This window comes from Trueperella abortisuis (assembly GCF_030811095.1).
GTDB lineage: Bacteria > Actinomycetota > Actinomycetes > Actinomycetales > Actinomycetaceae > Trueperella > Trueperella abortisuis.
In genome coordinates this window covers 2,023,384-2,038,929 of the sequence record NZ_JAUSQL010000001.1, presented here as the reverse complement: position 1 = coordinate 2,038,929, position 15,546 = coordinate 2,023,384, and the positions used below count along the sequence as shown (strand labels likewise).

At 66.9% G+C, this 15,546-nt stretch carries 14 protein-coding genes; 8 read left to right on the top strand and 6 right to left on the bottom strand.

Annotation, left to right across the window (positions count from 1 at the left end; all coding sequences use genetic code 11):
• Position 1: 1 nt before the first annotated feature.
• The 3 genes from J2S45_RS09215 (at position 2) to J2S45_RS09205 (ending at position 2,749) form a co-directional block, all read left to right on the top strand.
• Positions 2-487, top strand: coding sequence for a DUF3180 domain-containing protein (locus J2S45_RS09215; RefSeq protein WP_296931283.1), 486 nt, complete (start codon positions 2-4; stop codon positions 485-487).
• Positions 488-602: 115 nt separating this feature from the next.
• Entirely contained in the window at positions 603-1,100 is a 498-nt protein-coding gene (locus J2S45_RS09210; RefSeq protein WP_296931281.1) for a PH domain-containing protein, read from the top strand.
• Positions 1,097-2,749: a PH domain-containing protein gene (locus J2S45_RS09205; RefSeq protein ID WP_307635192.1), complete on the top strand. Its 1,653-nt coding sequence runs from the start codon at positions 1,097-1,099 to the stop codon at positions 2,747-2,749. The genes J2S45_RS09210 and J2S45_RS09205 overlap by 4 nt, the downstream gene beginning before the upstream one ends.
• Positions 2,750-2,912: 163 nt before the next feature.
• Here J2S45_RS09205 and dhaM read toward each other — a convergent pair whose 3' ends face one another.
• Genes dhaM through dhaK form a run of 3 tightly spaced genes read right to left on the bottom strand, consistent with a single transcriptional unit; the run spans position 2,913 to position 6,869 of the window.
• On the bottom strand, positions 2,913-5,267 hold the full coding sequence (gene dhaM, locus J2S45_RS09200) for a dihydroxyacetone kinase phosphoryl donor subunit DhaM (protein ID WP_307635191.1): 2,355 nt from the start codon (positions 5,265-5,267) through the stop codon (positions 2,913-2,915).
• Positions 5,260-5,874 (bottom strand): dihydroxyacetone kinase subunit DhaL, encoded by a 615-nt coding sequence (dhaL, locus tag J2S45_RS09195; protein WP_296931275.1) that lies wholly within the window; start codon positions 5,872-5,874, stop codon positions 5,260-5,262. The genes dhaM and dhaL overlap by 8 nt, the downstream gene beginning before the upstream one ends.
• Positions 5,874-6,869: a dihydroxyacetone kinase subunit DhaK gene (dhaK, locus tag J2S45_RS09190; RefSeq protein WP_300048600.1), complete on the bottom strand. Its 996-nt coding sequence runs from the start codon at positions 6,867-6,869 to the stop codon at positions 5,874-5,876. The genes dhaL and dhaK overlap by 1 nt, the downstream gene beginning before the upstream one ends.
• A gap of 239 nt (positions 6,870-7,108) precedes the next feature.
• Here dhaK and J2S45_RS09185 point away from each other — a divergent pair, with 239 nt between their 5' ends.
• From J2S45_RS09185 to lysS, 5 genes are read left to right on the top strand one after another with little or no spacing between them, the layout of a single operon-like run.
• A complete protein-coding gene (locus tag J2S45_RS09185; protein WP_296931271.1) occupies positions 7,109-8,116 on the top strand; it encodes an NAD(P)-binding domain-containing protein in 1,008 nt (335 codons plus the stop codon).
• 10 nt (positions 8,117-8,126) lie between these two features.
• Entirely contained in the window at positions 8,127-8,966 is an 840-nt protein-coding gene (gene panC, locus J2S45_RS09180; RefSeq protein WP_307635190.1) for a pantoate--beta-alanine ligase, read from the top strand.
• The gene (panD, locus tag J2S45_RS09175) at positions 8,963-9,391 is read left to right on the top strand and encodes an aspartate 1-decarboxylase (RefSeq protein ID WP_270975622.1); all 429 of its coding nucleotides are present in this window, start codon (positions 8,963-8,965) and stop codon (positions 9,389-9,391) included. The genes panC and panD overlap by 4 nt, the downstream gene beginning before the upstream one ends.
• A 9-nt stretch (positions 9,392-9,400) precedes the next feature.
• On the top strand, positions 9,401-10,399 hold the full coding sequence (locus J2S45_RS09170) for an HAD-IIA family hydrolase (protein ID WP_296931267.1): 999 nt from the start codon (positions 9,401-9,403) through the stop codon (positions 10,397-10,399).
• A 56-nt stretch (positions 10,400-10,455) separates the two neighbouring features.
• Positions 10,456-12,048 carry a lysine--tRNA ligase gene (lysS, locus tag J2S45_RS09165; RefSeq protein WP_307635189.1) on the top strand — a complete coding sequence of 531 codons (1,593 nt, stop codon included), beginning with the start codon at positions 10,456-10,458 and terminating at the stop codon, positions 12,046-12,048.
• An 88-nt stretch (positions 12,049-12,136) separates the two neighbouring features.
• Here the strand turns inward: lysS and glpK are convergent, their stop codons facing one another.
• The 3 genes from glpK to J2S45_RS09150 form a co-directional block, all read right to left on the bottom strand.
• A complete protein-coding gene (gene glpK, locus J2S45_RS09160) occupies positions 12,137-13,663 on the bottom strand; it encodes a glycerol kinase GlpK (RefSeq protein WP_296931263.1) in 1,527 nt (508 codons plus the stop codon).
• Between the two features lie 169 nt (positions 13,664-13,832).
• Positions 13,833-14,579 (bottom strand): MIP/aquaporin family protein, encoded by a 747-nt coding sequence (locus tag J2S45_RS09155; RefSeq protein WP_307635188.1) that lies wholly within the window; start codon positions 14,577-14,579, stop codon positions 13,833-13,835.
• Between the two features lie 256 nt (positions 14,580-14,835).
• Positions 14,836-15,492: a uridine kinase family protein gene (locus J2S45_RS09150; protein WP_296931259.1), complete on the bottom strand. Its 657-nt coding sequence runs from the start codon at positions 15,490-15,492 to the stop codon at positions 14,836-14,838.
• Positions 15,493-15,546 lie beyond the last annotated feature (54 nt).

Genomic DNA, 15,546 nt, shown 5'->3' with positions numbered 1-15,546 from the left:
GATGAGCCGGAACCGCAAGCTGCGCCCCACCTCGATCTCGATGCTGCTCGGGGCGGGGCTGGTTGCCGGCGTGACGGTCTTCTCGCTCACCTCCGTTTTTATCCGCTCCGGGGCGAACCCGGTCCCGATCCCGTTCTGGCTGTTCCTCGTGCCGCTCGTCATCGGCGCTGTGGTGATCGGCCAGGCGTGGCTGGTGCGCCAGTACCGCAAGGGCAGGCGTCCGGTGGATCAGCTGTACGCGGCCCGGATCTGGGTGCTCACGCAGGCCACCTCGCGCGGCGGCACGCTCATGGCGGGCGGCGCGCTGGGGATCGCGGTCGCCTACTATGCCGGCTCGGCCACCTTCCTCACCGACAACGGGCACAACGCCCTGTTGGCCGGGTTAGCTTCGATCGTCATGACGATCGAAGCCCTGGTGGGAGAGCGCTGGTGCACCTACGACGACCCGGGCCCCGACGCTGCCGCCAGCGCCAATGGCGTCCAATAGCCCGGTTAGTCCCGCTCCGCGGCTGGCTTTGCTTCGGCGCGAGCGCGGCAACCGTCGTTTCCGGCTCCGCCGGAGGGCGGATGGGTGCGAGCTACACCCTCTGTATACTGGGATTATGAGAAACCCTCTTGCCAAGGATGTCGAATTCACACCCTTAGACCCCGGCTATATCAAGGTTCAGGCGATCCGGTGGTCGACCGGCGTACTAGCCGCCGTGGCAGTCGGAGCGATCCCCGCGTTCACGCTCGGAAATGCCAGCTTCCCGGCCGTGCTGTGGTGGGCTAGCTTCGCGGTGTGGGCGCTGGTGTGGATCATCCAGATCCCCTTCGCCCTGCGCCGCGCCCGTGCCTTCGGCTACGCCGAACTCGAGGACGAACTCCTCATCCGCTCCGGCATCATGTTTCACGGCGTGACGGTGGTGCCCTACGGCCGCATGCAGCAGGTGGAGGTGGGCACCGGCCCGCTCCTCAAGCGCTACGGTTTGGCCAAGATCGAGCTGGTCACGGCGTCGGCGGGTTCGAACGCGTCGATTCCTGGCCTCGCGCTTGCGGAGGCGGAACGCCTGCGCGAGAAGCTGACGGCGCTGGGCGAGGCGAGGATGGAGGGCCTGTGAGCGACAAGCGCGCACTCGGCGAATCCGTCCCGGAGGACGCGTGGCGTCGGTTCCACAAGGTGACCCCGCTGGCAAGCGGCGGCGCCCTGGGGATCATCCTCGTGGTGCTCGTCTACAACATCTTGCAGTCGGTCCTGAAGGACGGGCTGGCCGACCTGCGCGAGGTCGCCTCTCACATCACCGTGGTGGTGGTCCTGATCGCGGTCGGAGCCCTGCTGGCCCTCGTGGTGTTTGTCGTCCTCGTGGCCTGGGTGGTCTGGCGTTTCCAGTCTTTTGCGGTGGTCGATTCCGGCATCCACAAGCGTTCCGGCATTATCCTGAAGAGTCATACTCACATGCGCTGGGATCGCGTGCAGACTGTGGAGGTGGAGCAGAGGCTGTTCGGGCGTATCTTTGGCTTCGGCTCGGTCAAGGTCGAGGCCGCGGGATCCGAACCGGGCATCGAGCTTGGCCTGCTCACCATGGCGGACTGTGCTGCCTTGCGCAAGGAGATCCTGCGGGGCCTGGCTAACGCTCGCGCCGGCAGGCCGATCGGCCTCTCCAACGACGCCGTCGCACCCGCTGACATCGCACCCGCTGAGGTCGCGCCCCGCGACTCTTCCGGCGAGCCCGCCGCCGCGCCCGGCGTAGGCGAGCCCGCCGGGGCCGGAGCCCATCACGAGCCCGGATTCTCCGCAGCTCCGGGAGAGGCGGGTGCCGAGCATGGCGCCCCCGGCGTCGAGCCGGTGATCCCCGTCTTCGACCCTGACGACACGGAGAATGACCAGCTCATCTTCGAGATGCCCACCGCGCGCCTCGTCGCCTCCCAGTTCCTCGGCCCGACTTTCATCGCCACGGTTGCGGCGACCGCGTTGACACTGGTGACGTCGATGTGGCTGGAACACACGATCATCGCCGCCATCTTCATCATCGGTGGCGCGCTGTTCACCTTTGTTTCGGACTCGCTCGAGCGCTACGGCACGAAGGTCTATATCTCGGCTAACGGCCTGCGCGTGCGCTCCGGCCTGACCACGCTCACCACCCGCTCCATGCCCCCGACTCGCCTGCACGCCATCGAGCTACGCCGGCCAATCCTGTGGCGTTGGAAGGACTGGTGGAGCGTCGAGGCCACGTTGGCGGGGGCCTCAGGTCTTGACTCCTCCGGCGACAGCCCGAGTTCCGAACTCATCATCCCCGCCGGCTCGCGCGAGGAGGCGTTGCGGGTGCTGTGGACCATGCTTCCCGACGCCGGCACCGACGACGACGCCGCCCTGATCCGCGACGCCCTCGACGGATTTGGTACGGGCCGCTTCTTCCTATCCTCCCCGGACCGGGCCAAGTGGTTCGATCCGATCACGTATCGTTCGCGCGGCATCTGCCTGACCCCGAAGGTGGCGGTGTTCCGGCGTGGGCGCTTCGGGAGGCGGGTCATGTTCGTGTGGCAGGATCACACGCAGTCGATGTCGATGAGCCAGGGCCCGATCCAGCGCCGCCTCGGTTTGGGAGCCATCAAGCTGGATCTGGTATCGGCCGCCTCGGCCACCCACAAGAACATGGATGTGGCCGAGGTGGAACGGATGGTGTGGATCGAGAACGACCTGGCCTCGCGGGCGCGACACGCGGGCGTGAGCGAGTCGATCGAGGCCTGGCGGGAGCGCGTAGGCGTCTAGCCCGTCCGACAGTTCACTTGAGTATTTCGGCTGCCGGTCGCCATATGGGCCCGGCGGATCTCAGATTCCTGAGTTGTGTCGGCTGGCGCGGGCGAGAGTCCGGCGTGGGCCGTATCTGCCTACCTGCAGATACGGCCCACACATGAGTGGAGTGCCGCGCGGCCTACTCGATCGCCCGGATCGCCGCCTTGATCTGAGGCACCAGCGCTGGCCGGACGGAAAGGGAGGCCACCCCGGCGCGCACCAGCTGCGGCACGTGCTCCTCGGAGGATGCGAGGTCGCCGCAAATGCCCAGCGGGGAGGCGAGCTTACGGACGGTGTCCGCGATCAAGTCCACCACCAGCGGGATCACCTCGTCGGCGACGCGGGAGAGGCTGGAGTTGCCGCGGTCGGCGGCCGCCACGTACTGGATGAGATCGTTCGTGCCCACGGAGAAGAAGTCGACCACTTCGTCGAAGGCTGCGACGTTGAGCAGGGCGGCCGGCGTCTCGAGCATCATGCCAAACTCGGGTAGTTCATCGGGTCGGCCTTCGGCCTCCACCGCGGCGTTGAACATCTTGCGCGCCCACGCGACCTCGGAGAGGTTGGTGACCATCGGGATCATCACCTTGATGTTGGCGCACTGGGCCACGCGGATGACGGCGCGGAACTGGTCGATGAGGGCATCGGGGAAGCGGCGCATGAGCCGGATCCCACGTACGCCGAGGAACGGGTTGTCCTCGGCCGGCGCGTCGAAGAAGGGCACGGGCTTGTCGGCCCCCACGTCCCAGGTGCGAATCGTGATGGGCTGGTCTTTCCCGAGCGCCTCGGCGATCTGGGTGAAAACCTCCGCCTGCTCCTCCACCGTGGGAAGGTGCTTCCAGTCCGCGAAGAGCACCTCGGTGCGTACCAGCCCCGAACCGTCGGCCCCGTTATTAGCGCCGAGTTCGGCGTCGCTGGCCACGGCAACGTTGGCGCGCACGTAGATTTGCCGCCCGTCGTAGAGCGCGGGCTCGTGGGCATGTTCGCGGGCCGTCTTCGCGAGGCGCGCCTGCTCTTTGGAGGCGCGCAACAGTTCGTGGAGCTGGGCGCGGGTCGGATCCACGTAGACCATGCCTGAGCGCGGCTCAAGCGCGATCTCCTGCCCCTGCTTCACGTCCCGCGCTATCTCCTTGCCCGCGATGACGGGGATGCCCTTGGCGGAGGCAATGAGCGCGCCGTGACCGGTGGAGGATCCGGTGGCGGCGAGGATGCCGATCACTGATCCGGGATCGATCTCGGAGGCGAGGGCCGGGGTGAGCGAGTCGAGCACCACCACGGGGTCGCGGCCGAAGTCGGCGATGGCGGCGGCGAGCCCGCCAAGCGGACGGCCCTGCAGCGCCTGGATGAGGAGGTCGCCGAGAGCCTTGACGTCTTCGGAGCGCTCGCGCAAATACTCGGTGGGCAGTTCCAGGTAATCGGCCACCGTGTCGGTGGTGGCCCGTTGGATCGCGATCTGGGTGGGTTTGCCGGCGGCGATCGCGGAGGTGATGCGGCCGGTGTAGACCGGATCGTCGAGGAGGCCGATTTGCAGGGTGAGAATCGGGTCGTCGCCGAGGGAAGAGAGGTAGGTGCGCACGGCCTCGCGCGCCTCCGCGTATGCCTCAGCCTGGTTCTTCGGCTCCTTGCAGACCTCGGGGCGCGGATCTGCGTGCCACACGAGCGCGGGCCCGACGGCGATCTCCAGGCCGGAGCCGGTCTGGCGCTTGTGGGCGGGGATGGTGGTTTCGGGCTTGACCTCGCCGTCGGCGAGCCAGCCTCGCTCGGCGAGCTGCCCGACGGCGTCGAGCGCGGCCTCCGCCTCGGGCCCGGTGGCCTGGACGAGGATCTCGCCTCCTCCCACGACGCCGAGCGAGATCAACGACGTCATTGAGCGGGCCACGACGGGTCCGCGGCCGGTGCCCGCGTAGGAGACGCGCACCTCGGCGTCGAAGGGCGCGACGGCGGCAACGAGTGCGCCGGCGGGGCGGGCGTGCAGGCCCGCCGGGTCGTCCACGGTGTAGGTGCGTGAGATCCACTCGCGCGTGTCCGGCCCAGGATCGGCGCCGGCCGCGTTGCCAGCCGCGGTCCTGCCAGCCCCAGCCGCGTCGTCCAAATCGTAGGGGATGTCGGACTGCTTGGCGGCGAGCGCGCCCATGGCCTCGCGCGCCACGTCCTCGCGGCTCGCGCCGGCACCGGCCGCCACCGCGGCCACCACCAGGCCTTCTACGAGGGGAGCGGGCACCACCGTGGTGCGCTCGGCGAGGTCAGGGTCGATGAACTCGAGGGCCATCTCCGTGGACATGACGGCCGAGCCGAGGTCGACGAGCACGACGACGCCGGCCCCGGCGTCCGCCTCCTCGATCGCGGCGGAGATAAGTTCTGCGGAGGTGCCGAAACCGCCGTCGACGCCGCCGGCGGCCACAATCGTCGCATCCCGGCCCATGTCGAGGGCGAGGTCGCGCGCTGCGGCCGCCAGTGGCGCCGAATGCGAGACGGCAACGAGGCCGACGTTAGTCACCAAATGCCTCCAGCGCCGCCTCGATGAGGAGGACGGAGGAGGCCGAACCCGGATCCTTCACGCCCATCGAACGTTCGCCGAGGTATGAGGCCCGACCCTTGCGGGCAATCATCGGGATGGTGGCCTCGGCACCCGCGCGCGCGGCGTCGGCGGCTGCGCCGAGGGCGTCGGCAAGGGTGCCTTCCGCGGCGTCGGCGGCTGCGAGGGCGGGGAACCAGACGTCAAGCATCGTCTTGTCGCCCACCTCCGCCTTGCCGCGCGCCTGCAGGCCTTCCACGCCCGTGCGTAGGGCGGCGAGGAAGCCCTCGCGCGTGAGCTCGCCTTCCGGCAGCGCCCCGCCCATCCGCATCAGCAGCGTGCCGTAGAGCGGGCCGGAGGCGCCGCCCACCTTCGACACGAGTGCCATGCCGGCCTTCTTGAGGTAGGTGCCGGCGTCCGGGATCGCGTCCAGGTCGAGCTCTGCGATCGCCTGGACGCCACGGGCCATGTTGGCCCCGTGATCCGCGTCGCCGATCTGGCGGTCCAGATCCGTCAGGTAGTCGGCCTGTTCGTCAATCTTGGCCTTGAAGGCGGCCATCCAGGCCGCGAAAGGCTGAAGCTCGGGCATTACTTACCCCACCTCAGTCCGCTGGTGACAACCGGGGCGTCCCACAGCCGCAGGAGTTCGTCGTCGGCCTTGAGCAGCGACAGCGCGCAGCCGGCCATGTCGAGGGAGGTGACATAGTTGCCAACGAGCACGCGGGCAACCTCGACGCCGGCCTCCTGGAGGAGCTTGGCGACCTCGCCGTACATGAGGTACAGCTCGGACAGCGGGGTGGCGCCCATTCCGCCCAACATCGCGATGACGGGCGCGCCGGTGAAGTCCATGTCCGCCAGGATCGGCTCGACCAGCTCCTTGGCCAGCTCGTGTGCCGGCTGGAGCGGGCGGCGTTCGCGGCCCGGCTCGCCGTGGATGCCGATGCCGAGCTCGATCTCGTCCTCGCCCAGGTCAAAGGTGGGCTTGCCGGCCGCGGGGACCGTGCAGGAGGTCAGTGCCATGCCGAAGCTGCGCGTGGAGTCGGCGACCTTCTGGGCGACGGCGGCCACGGCGTCGAGATCGGCGCCCTCCTCCGCCAGCGCCCCGGCGATCTTCTCCACGAATAGGGTGCCGCCCACGCCACGGCGGCCCGCGGTGTAGAGGGAGTCCTGGACCGCGACGTCGTCCTCGACGATGACGGCTTTGACCTCGGTGCCCTCCATGTCGGCGGCCATCTCGGCGGCCATCTCGAAGTTCATGACGTCGCCGGTGTAGTTCTTGACGATGTGGAGCACGCCCTTGCCGGAGTCGACCTTGTGGGTGGCCTCCATGATCTGGTCGGGGACAGGGGAGGTGAAGACCTCGCCGCAGCACGCCGCGTCGAGCATGCCTTCCCCGACGAAGCCGGAGTGGAGCGGCTCGTGGCCGGATCCGCCGCCGGAGACGAGGGCGACCTTGCCGGCCTTCTTATTGGCTCGGTAGACGATGTGCTGGGGGATGTCGACGTCAAGGTCCAGATGCGCTGCGGCCACTCCGAGGAGGGAATCAGTGACCACGTCATTGGGGTTATTGATTATTTTCTTCATGGCTCTCATTGTCCCATCCTTACCGAAGCCGTGCAATAGAGCGGGGAACTTCTGGTCTTTTGTTCTCACTGGTAGCCGGCAGTTTTCTTCCGCTTGTGCCGCGCTTTTCGCACGACGCCGGGGTGCGGATTGGTGCCGGACGTGGCCGATCTACTGGCTGGGTGTAGCGGGCTGGGCGTGGCGCGTGCGTGGGGCAGGGCGGAACAGATTTGTCGGAGGGGGCGGCTAGGATGGGAGGCATGGAGAATTCGACGGGACGCATGGGGATCGGCATCATCTCCGCAGGCCGGGTAGGCGCGGCGTTCGGTAGCGCGCTTCGGGCGGCCGGGCATGGCATCGTGGGTGCGCACGCGCCCTCGCCCGCCTCGCGCGAGCGGCTGGAGGTCATGTTGCCGGGCGTCCCGGCACTCGACGTGCCCACGATCGTGGAGCGCTCCGAGCTGGTTATTCTCGCGTTACCCGACCCGGAGCTCGAACCCCTCGTGGCGGGTCTGGCGAAGCTTGGGGCCTGGCAGGCGGGGCAGATCGTGGTCCACACCTCGGCGCGGCGGGGAGTGGAGGCGCTGGCGCCGGCGCAGGCGGCTGGCGCGCTCGCCCTCGCGCTGCACCCGGTCATGGAGTTTTCTGGCACGTCGATGGACGTGGCGCGGCTCCAAGGCGCCCACGTCGTCGTCTCGGCGGCGAACGCGATCCAGCCGATCGGTTTGGCGCTCGCGGCGGAGATGGGTGCCCAGGGCGTGGTGGTCAATTCGGCGGATCGGGCGATCTATGCCGCCGCGCTCGCCCACGTGCGCGAGGGTGTGGAGCTGGCTACCTCCCAGGCCGGGCGGGTGCTGGCGCAGATCGGGGTGGAGGAGCCGGGCGATCTGATCGCGCAGTGGGCCCAGGCCGGCCTCGAGCGGGGGCTCGCGGCCGGCAACATGGCGGGCGCCGGGGTCGCGGAAGGCGCCGGCGGGGCTGGCGTGCTCGGGGGTGGGCCTGGAAGTGGCGTCGTTGGCACGCACGCAACTGAGCGATCATGGCCGAACCCGCCCGTACCCGGCCCAGAGGAGGCCGCCGAACGCGTCGCCGCGCTCGGAACGTTGGCCAAGGAGTCCCCGGAACTGGCCGACGTCGCCGAAAGCGACCTGCAGCTGCTTGCCTGCCTCGTTCAGCGAGCCGCCAAGGCCGGTGTCATCGGCGAAGAACGGGCAAGTGAGTTGCATACCATCGTCGCCGCAGCTCGCTGTCCTGGTGGGGGCAGATAGAATGGGGAATATGGAGATTTGTAGGACTCGAAGCGAGCTCGCGGCCGCCTTGGCGAAGGCCGATGGCACGCGCGCGCTCGTCATGACGATGGGTGCCCTCCACGACGGGCACGCCCAGCTGTTGAAGGCGGCTCGCGCGGCCGCGCAGACGGTGGTGGCATCCGTGTACGTCAACCCGCTCCAGTTCGGTCCGAACGAGGACTTCGCCGCCTACCCGCGCACCGAGACCGCGGATCTTGCCCTCCTCGAGCGGGAGGGCGTGGATATCGCATTTTTGCCCACGGATGAGGACATCTACCCGCGCGAGCCGCTCGTGCGAATCGACCCGGGGCCGATGGCCCGCGTGCTGGAGGGCGCCACCCGCCCCACCCACTTCGCCGGCGTGCTCCAGATCGTGCACAAGGTGTTCAACCTGGTCCGCCCGGACATGTCCTTCTTCGGTCAGAAGGATGCCCAGCAGTTGGCGCTCGTGCGCACGATGGTGGCGGATCTCAACATGGGCGTCGACGTGCGCGCGGTGCCGATCAAGCGCGATCAGTCCGGCTTGGCGCTGTCCTCGCGCAACTCCTATCTGTCGGACACCGAGCGCACCCAAGCCCTGGCCCTATCCGCCGCGCTGCGCCACGGCGTTCAGCTGGCGGCATCCGGCGTCAGCGCGGGCGAGGTACGAGACAGCGTGCGCGCCGAGCTACACGCTGCGCCGAGCATCCGCGTGGACTACCTTCACCTCGTGGATCCGTCCACCTTCGCTTTTCTTGAGGACGACGCGCACGGCCCCGGCCTTCTCGTCGCCGCCGCCTACGTGGGCCCCACCCGCCTCATCGACAACATGGAGGTAGATCTCGCATGAGACTGCGCACAATGCTGACCGGCAAGATCCACCGCGCCACCGTGACCGGGGCGGATCTGCACTACGTCGGCTCCATCACGGTAGACCTGGACCTGCTCGAGGCGGCGGACATCCTGCCGGGCCAACAGGTCGACATCGTGGACGTGACCAACGGTGCCCGCCTGACTACCTACGCCATCCCGGGCGAGCGCGGCGCCGGCGAGGTCAAGCTCAACGGTGCTGCCGCCCGCCTCGTCGACGTGGGCGACCTCGTCATCATCATGTGCTACAGCCAGATGGACGACGCTTCGGCGCACACCTACCAGCCGAAGGTTATCTACGTCGACTCCGAAAACCGCATCCGTGAGGCCGGAACCGATCCGGGTCAGGTGCCCGCCGGCCACGGCCTTTCCCCGTCCGGCATCCCCTTCGACCACGCACGATAGGAGAGCAGAATGCGTTTGCCGAAGATCCCCAAGATTCATCCCAAGGCGCTCGTCCCCGACGTCGACAAGCTACGCGCAATGATCGCAAAGCCGGAGCCCGCCAACACCGAGGCCGTGACCTCGGCCTCCGAGTACTCGAGCGGCGAGGATGAAATCTCCTCGCGCATCACCAACCTCGAGGTGATGGTGGAGGAGGCGCCCGGGCGCGTGTTCGACGCCTACCTCATCAACATCGATGCGGGTCTGTACGCGGGCACGAACCTCATGCCCCAGCTCAAGACGGTCGTCGACGCGCTCATTCACCTGAACCGGCCCGTCCGCTTCATGTCATGGCTCTCCGACGTCACGCCGGCCCGGCTCGTGGAGATGATGAGCGAGGAGGGGATCGAGATCACCGCCGACCAGGTCATCACCCCCGCCACGCTTGCCTCGCGCTACCTGAAGAACTCCTACCCGGGGGCGAAGGTGTTCGTGGCTGGCGGGGCGCACTTCCGTGACGAGCTTGCCGCCAACGGTATCGAGGTCACCTCGGACGCCGCGGAGACCAACCTGGTGATCGTCAGCTTCACATCCGACTTCGATATGCGCATGTTCTCCACCGCCTACCACGCGATCGCGGACAACGGGGCCGATCTGCTGAGCACCTCGCTGCGTCGAATCCGCCGAATGCCCGACGGCACGTGTGAGCCTGGCACGTTGCCGATCGTCACCGCGCTGGAGACCGCCACCCGCAAGCGCCTGACCAAGAACCTCGGTAGCCCCGAGACCGACCTGCTAGAACTGATTTTCGACGAGATTCAGGTCCGCCCCGAGGAGGCGCTGTTCGTCACCGACTCCCTTGGTGCCGACATCCGCATGGCCAAGCGTTTCGGCGTGCCCACCGCGCTCGTGCTCACCGGCGACACCACGGTTGACGCCGCTCGCGGCCTCAAGCGCAAGGATCAGCCGAACTACGTGCTAACCACGATCGCGGACATCCTGCCGCGCTACATCAAGGACCAGCTCTAAGCGGCAGGGCTCTAGCCAACATCGCGAAAGAGCTCAGTGAGAAGAATAGGACACCCATGCAGCCAAACTACGACGACACCTCCGATCAACTCGCTGTCCGCAAGGAGAAGCGGGTTCGCCTGCTCGCCGCAGGACGCGACCCGTACCCGCCTCAGCTCGAGATCACGCACACCATCGCCGATGTGAGGGCCAAGTACGCCGTCGAGCGTGAAGGTGAGAAGGTGAGCGCCGACGTCGTGCTTCAGCCGGGCGACGAGCTGACCGGGGAACGCGTGGAACTCGCGGGGCGCGTCATGCTGTTCCGCCCGTCGGGCAAGATCGCCTTCATTCAGCTGCAGGCGGGGGATGGGCAGCGCATCCAGGTGATCTTCTCGCTGGCCAACGTGGGCAAGGAGGCGTTGGACGCGCTCAAGGCCGACGTCGACCTGGGCGACTTCGTGTGGGTGGACGGCTACGTTGGCGCCTCCAAGCGCGGTGAGCTGTCCATCTTCGCTACATCCTGGCAGCTCGCCTCCAAGGCGATCCGCCCGCTGCCGAAGATGTTCACGGCGGAGGACGGCACCGAAATGGCGCTGAGCGAGGAGACGCGCGTGCGCAACCGGCACCTCGACCTCATTACGCGCGACACCGCCCGCAAGACCGTGCGCCTGCGCGCCGGCATGATGAAGTCCATCCGTAAGACATTCGATGAGCGCGGCTACATCGAGGTGGAGACCCCGATCCTGCAGCCGCTCCACGGCGGCGCCGCGGCCCGCCCGTTCGAGACCCACATCAACGCCTACGATCAGGATCTTTACCTGCGCATCGCAACCGAGCTGTACCTGAAGAAGGCAGTGGTCGGCGGCATCGAACGCGTCTTCGAGATCGGCAAGAACTTCCGCAACGAGGGCGCGGACTCCACGCACTCGCCAGAATTCTCCGCGATGGAGGCCTACCAGGCCTTTGCCACCTACGAGGAGATGGCCGTCCTCACCCGCGATCTGATCCAGAACGCGGCGCGGGACCTCTTCGGCACCACCACCGTCACCCTTGCCGACGGCACCGAATACGACGTCGGCGGCGAATGGAGCCGCCTGGACCTGTACACCTCGTTGTCCGAGGCCGTGGGGGAGGACGTGAGCGTCCAAACCCCGCGCGAGCGCCTCGTGCAGATCGCCGAGAAGTTCGGCGTCGGCGTCAAAGAGTACGCCGTGGCGGGCAAGATCGCCGAGGACATCTGGGAGGAGCTCGTCGGCTCGAAACTGTGGGAGCCGACCTTCGTCTTTGACTTCCCGGAGGACACGTCGCCACTCACCCGCAACCACCGCTCCAAGCCCGGGCTGACCGAGAAGTGGGACCTGTACGTGCGCGGCGTGGAGGTGGCCACCGCCTACACCGAACTCGCTGACCCGGTCATCCAGCGCGAGCGCCTCACCCAACAGTCACTCGAGGCCGCCGCGGGCGACCCGGAAGCCATGCAGCTGGATGAATCCTTCATCGAGGCGATGGAGCAGGGATTCCCGCCGTCGGGCGGCATGGGCATGGGCATCGACCGCATGCTCATGGTGCTCACCGGCCTTGGCATCCGTGAGACCATCCTGTTCCCGTTCGTCAAGCCGGCCGCCCGCACGAAGGCCGACGCCGGCCGCGACGCCGGTGCCGAGAGTTAGCTCAGGGCACCGGGAGCACTCTAGCGCAGACGTGAAGGTGGGCGGATCCGGGAGGATCCGCCCACCTCGTGCTAGGCCGTGGCCAGCTTTACTCAGCGCGAACGTCGTCGTCAACCCAGTCAAACGTGCGGGTGACGGCCTTCTTCCACAGACGCATCTGGCGGGCACGCTCGTCGGCCTCCATCGCCGGCTTCCAGCGCTTGTCCTCCTGCCAGTTGTCAGTGACGTCCTGCTCGCCGTTCCAGAAGCCGACCGCGATGCCAGCCGCGTAGGCGGCACCGAGCGCGGTGGTCTCCGCAACGACCGGCTTGACGACCTCCACGCCGAGGATGTCAGCCTGGAACTGCATGAGTGCGTTGTTCGCCGTCATGCCGCCGTCGACACGAAGCTCGCCGAGGTCCACGCCCGAGTCGGCGTTCATGGCCTCGAGAACCTCAGCCGTCTGGAACGCGGTGGCTTCGAGGACCGCGCGAGCCAGATGGCCCTTGTTGTTGTAGCGGGTCAGTCCGACGATCGCTCCGCGGGCGTCGTCCTTCCAGTACGGGGCAAACAGGCCAGAGAACGCCGGGACGATGTAGACGCCGCCGTTGTCCTCAACGGTGTCAGCCAGGGCCTCGATCTCCGGGGCGGAGGAAATGAGGCCAATCTGGTCGCGCAACCACTGCACGAGCGAACCCGTCACAGCGATCGAACCCTCGAGCGCGTAGACCGGAGCCTGGTCGCCGATCTTGTAGCACACCGTGGTCAGCAGGCCGTTCTTCGACGTGATGGCCTCGTTGCCCGTGTTGATGAGCATGAAGCAACCCGTGCCGTAGGTGTTCTTGGCCATGCCCTTCTCGAAACAGGCCTGGCCGAAGGTAGCGGCCTGCTGGTCGCCGAGGTCGCCCGCGATCGGGGTGTCGATGATGAGGGAGTTCTTCGAGCCGTAGCCGTAGACCTCGGAGGAGGACTTGATCTCCGGGAGCATCGACATCGGGATGCCCATGTCTGCGCAGATGTCCTCACGCCAACGCAGCTCACGCACATCCATCAGCATGGTGCGCGACGCGTTGGTCACGTCGGTGACGTGGACGCCGCCGTTGGGGCCACCCGTCAGGTTCCAGATCACCCAGCTGTCGGTGTTGCCGAAGAGGAGGTCTCCCGCCTCGGCGCGCTCACGCGCACCCTCGACGTTGTCGAGGATCCACTTGACCTTCGGGCCCGAAAAGTAGGTGGCCAAGCCAAGCCCGCAGATCTCCTTGTACTTGTCCGGCCCCTCGTCGCCAGCAAGCTCGCGGATGATCTTATCGGTGCGGGTGTCCTGCCAGACGATCGCGTTGTAAACAGGCTCGCCGGTGTTCTTGTCCCACACCACCGCGGTCTCTCGCTGGTTGGTCACGCCCACGGCCGCGATCTCGTGCCGGTTGATGTTGGCCTTGGACAGGGCCTGGCCGATGACCTCACGGACGTTGTCGCGAATCTCGATCGGATTGTGCTCGACCCAACCGGCCTTCGGCAGAATCTGCTCGTGCTCCTTCTGGCCCACGGAGACGATGCTTCCGGAGTGATCGAAGATAATCGCACGGGAGGAGGTTGTGCCCTGATCGATTGCCAATACGTACTTCTTCTCAGTCATTGAGTTCCCTTCGTCGTTGAACGGTTAATTGAAATGATATCGATGCTCTGGGGCGCTGATCACAGTTTTCACGAATGGCCAACACCGTGGATGTAGTTGAGAAAAATCCCTGCGAACCTGACGCCGCCCGGCCCTGCTCGCAGGGCTATCGACCGGGCGGCGCCACCAATCACATTCCGAGGACGTTGAGCGCGCCGGTACCGAAGATGAGGCCCGCGAGCACGCCACCGATGATCGGGCCGACGATCGGCACCCAGGAGTAGCCCCAGTCGCTGCCGCCCTTGCCCTTGATCGGGAGCACGGCGTGAGCAACACGCGGGCCGAGGTCACGGGCCGGGTTGATAGCGTAACCGGTCGGGCCACCAAGGGAGGCGCCGATGGCAACGATCACGAGGGCGACGGCGAGCGGGCCGACCGTCGTCGGGCTACCGCCGTTGAACAGGACCCAGGCGACCAGGACGAAGGTGCCGATGACCTCCGTGAGGGTGTTCCACAGCGGGTTGCGGATCTCCGGGCCGGTGGCGAAGGTGCCCAGGATCTCGGCCTGGTTCTCGTGCTCGTCGTAATGCTGCTTGTAAGCCAGCCACGCGATGATAGCGCCGACGAAGGCGCCGAGGAACTGAGCGACGATGTAGGCCATGGTGTTCGCGAAGTTGACGGCGACGCCGGGCACGTACTCCTCAGCGCCCGACGCGAGGACGCCGAGGGTCACGGCCGGGTTCAGGTGACCGCCCGTCTTGTATGCGGCGTAAACGCCGACGAAGACTGCAAGACCCCACCCGAAGTTGATCATCAACCAGCCGGTTCCCCGGCCCTTATTCTTCGTGAGGAGGTTGTTGGCAACGACGCCAACACCTAGGACAATGAGCAACATTGTTCCGATGAACTCGGAAACAAAGATCTCTCCAAGCGACATATCTGCCTCTTTCAGTTGTGCGACTTTCTCCGGCGACATTGCCGGACGGCTCAAATTCACGCAAGCCTGTCCCTATTGTTGCTCTTTTGTGAGCAAAAGCGCTGGTGACAGCCTGAATTGAAAAAGATTGCACGTCAGGTAGATCAGTATTGGGAAATTGTGCGCGGCTGGGTTTTCCGCGCCGATCCGGGGATACGGCCCGTGTGCTGCGGTGTGAAAAAATCGGGGCCGAGTCGGGCCGGGCGCCGACGTCGGGCTAATCGTTCCAGCGCAGGGCGGCGAGCATCTGGGTGAGCGTCTCCTGGGCCTCGGTGTAGGACACGGGCCGGGCGCCCTTCGCTTCGACCTCGCGGTACATGGCGGGTTCGGCCAGGAAGTGGGCAACGCCGCGGCGCAGCAGGTTCGGCAGGGGCTTGCGGGCTTCGTCGAGGTCGCGCATGAGGCGGAACCAGAAGGTCTGCAGGCGGGGTCGCTTGATGCACAGCGCGTCGGCGAGAATGCCCTCGCGTTTGAGGTCGTCGATGATTTCGGGCGCGAAGATTCCTTCGGCCAGCACGTAGCGGCGGCCCTCCATGTCCAGCCTGCGTTCGCCCACTCGCGTGGAGGTGGGGATGTCGTAGACCGGCACGGTGGCCGAGCCGGTGGTACACAGATCCACGAGCGCATCCACCGCCCGCTGGCGGTCCCACGTGGAGGGCGAATCCCAGTCGACCATGCCGTGGCGCATGGGCATACCCGGGCGGTCGCCGTCGTAGTAAAAGTCGTCGAGCGAGACTACCGGAAGTCCCGTGCGGGTGGTGAAACGCGTCTTGCCGCTGCCGGATGCGCCCATCACCAAAATGACGCGCGCGTTGGGCTGGCGCGCGGATTCGGGCAGGTCAAACAGGCCATCATTCGACAGGGGAGTGGACATGGCTCAAGTCTAACGCGGCGGACCATCCGGCCCGGCGACGGAGAGGCGTTGACC

Bases quoted from the DNA above. Each gene is read 5' to 3' on its own strand.
- J2S45_RS09155 (WP_307635188.1), bottom strand. From the start codon at position 14,579: ATGTCGCTTGGAGAGATCTTTGTTTCCGAGTTCATCGGAACAATGTTG.
- lysS (WP_307635189.1), top strand. From the start codon at position 10,456: ATGCAGCCAAACTACGACGACACCTCCGATCAACTCGCTGTCCGCAAG.
- panD (WP_270975622.1), top strand. From the start codon at position 8,963: ATGAGACTGCGCACAATGCTGACCGGCAAGATCCACCGCGCCACCGTG.
- dhaK (WP_300048600.1), bottom strand. From the start codon at position 6,869: ATGAAGAAAATAATCAATAACCCCAATGACGTGGTCACTGATTCCCTC.
- J2S45_RS09150 (WP_296931259.1), bottom strand. From the start codon at position 15,492: ATGTCCACTCCCCTGTCGAATGATGGCCTGTTTGACCTGCCCGAATCC.
- dhaL (WP_296931275.1), bottom strand. From the start codon at position 5,874: ATGCCCGAGCTTCAGCCTTTCGCGGCCTGGATGGCCGCCTTCAAGGCC.
- J2S45_RS09185 (WP_296931271.1), top strand. From the start codon at position 7,109: ATGGAGAATTCGACGGGACGCATGGGGATCGGCATCATCTCCGCAGGC.
- glpK (WP_296931263.1), bottom strand. From the start codon at position 13,663: ATGACTGAGAAGAAGTACGTATTGGCAATCGATCAGGGCACAACCTCC.
- J2S45_RS09210 (WP_296931281.1), top strand. From the start codon at position 603: ATGAGAAACCCTCTTGCCAAGGATGTCGAATTCACACCCTTAGACCCC.
- panC (WP_307635190.1), top strand. From the start codon at position 8,127: ATGGAGATTTGTAGGACTCGAAGCGAGCTCGCGGCCGCCTTGGCGAAG.
- J2S45_RS09170 (WP_296931267.1), top strand. From the start codon at position 9,401: ATGCGTTTGCCGAAGATCCCCAAGATTCATCCCAAGGCGCTCGTCCCC.
- J2S45_RS09215 (WP_296931283.1), top strand. From the start codon at position 2: ATGAGCCGGAACCGCAAGCTGCGCCCCACCTCGATCTCGATGCTGCTC.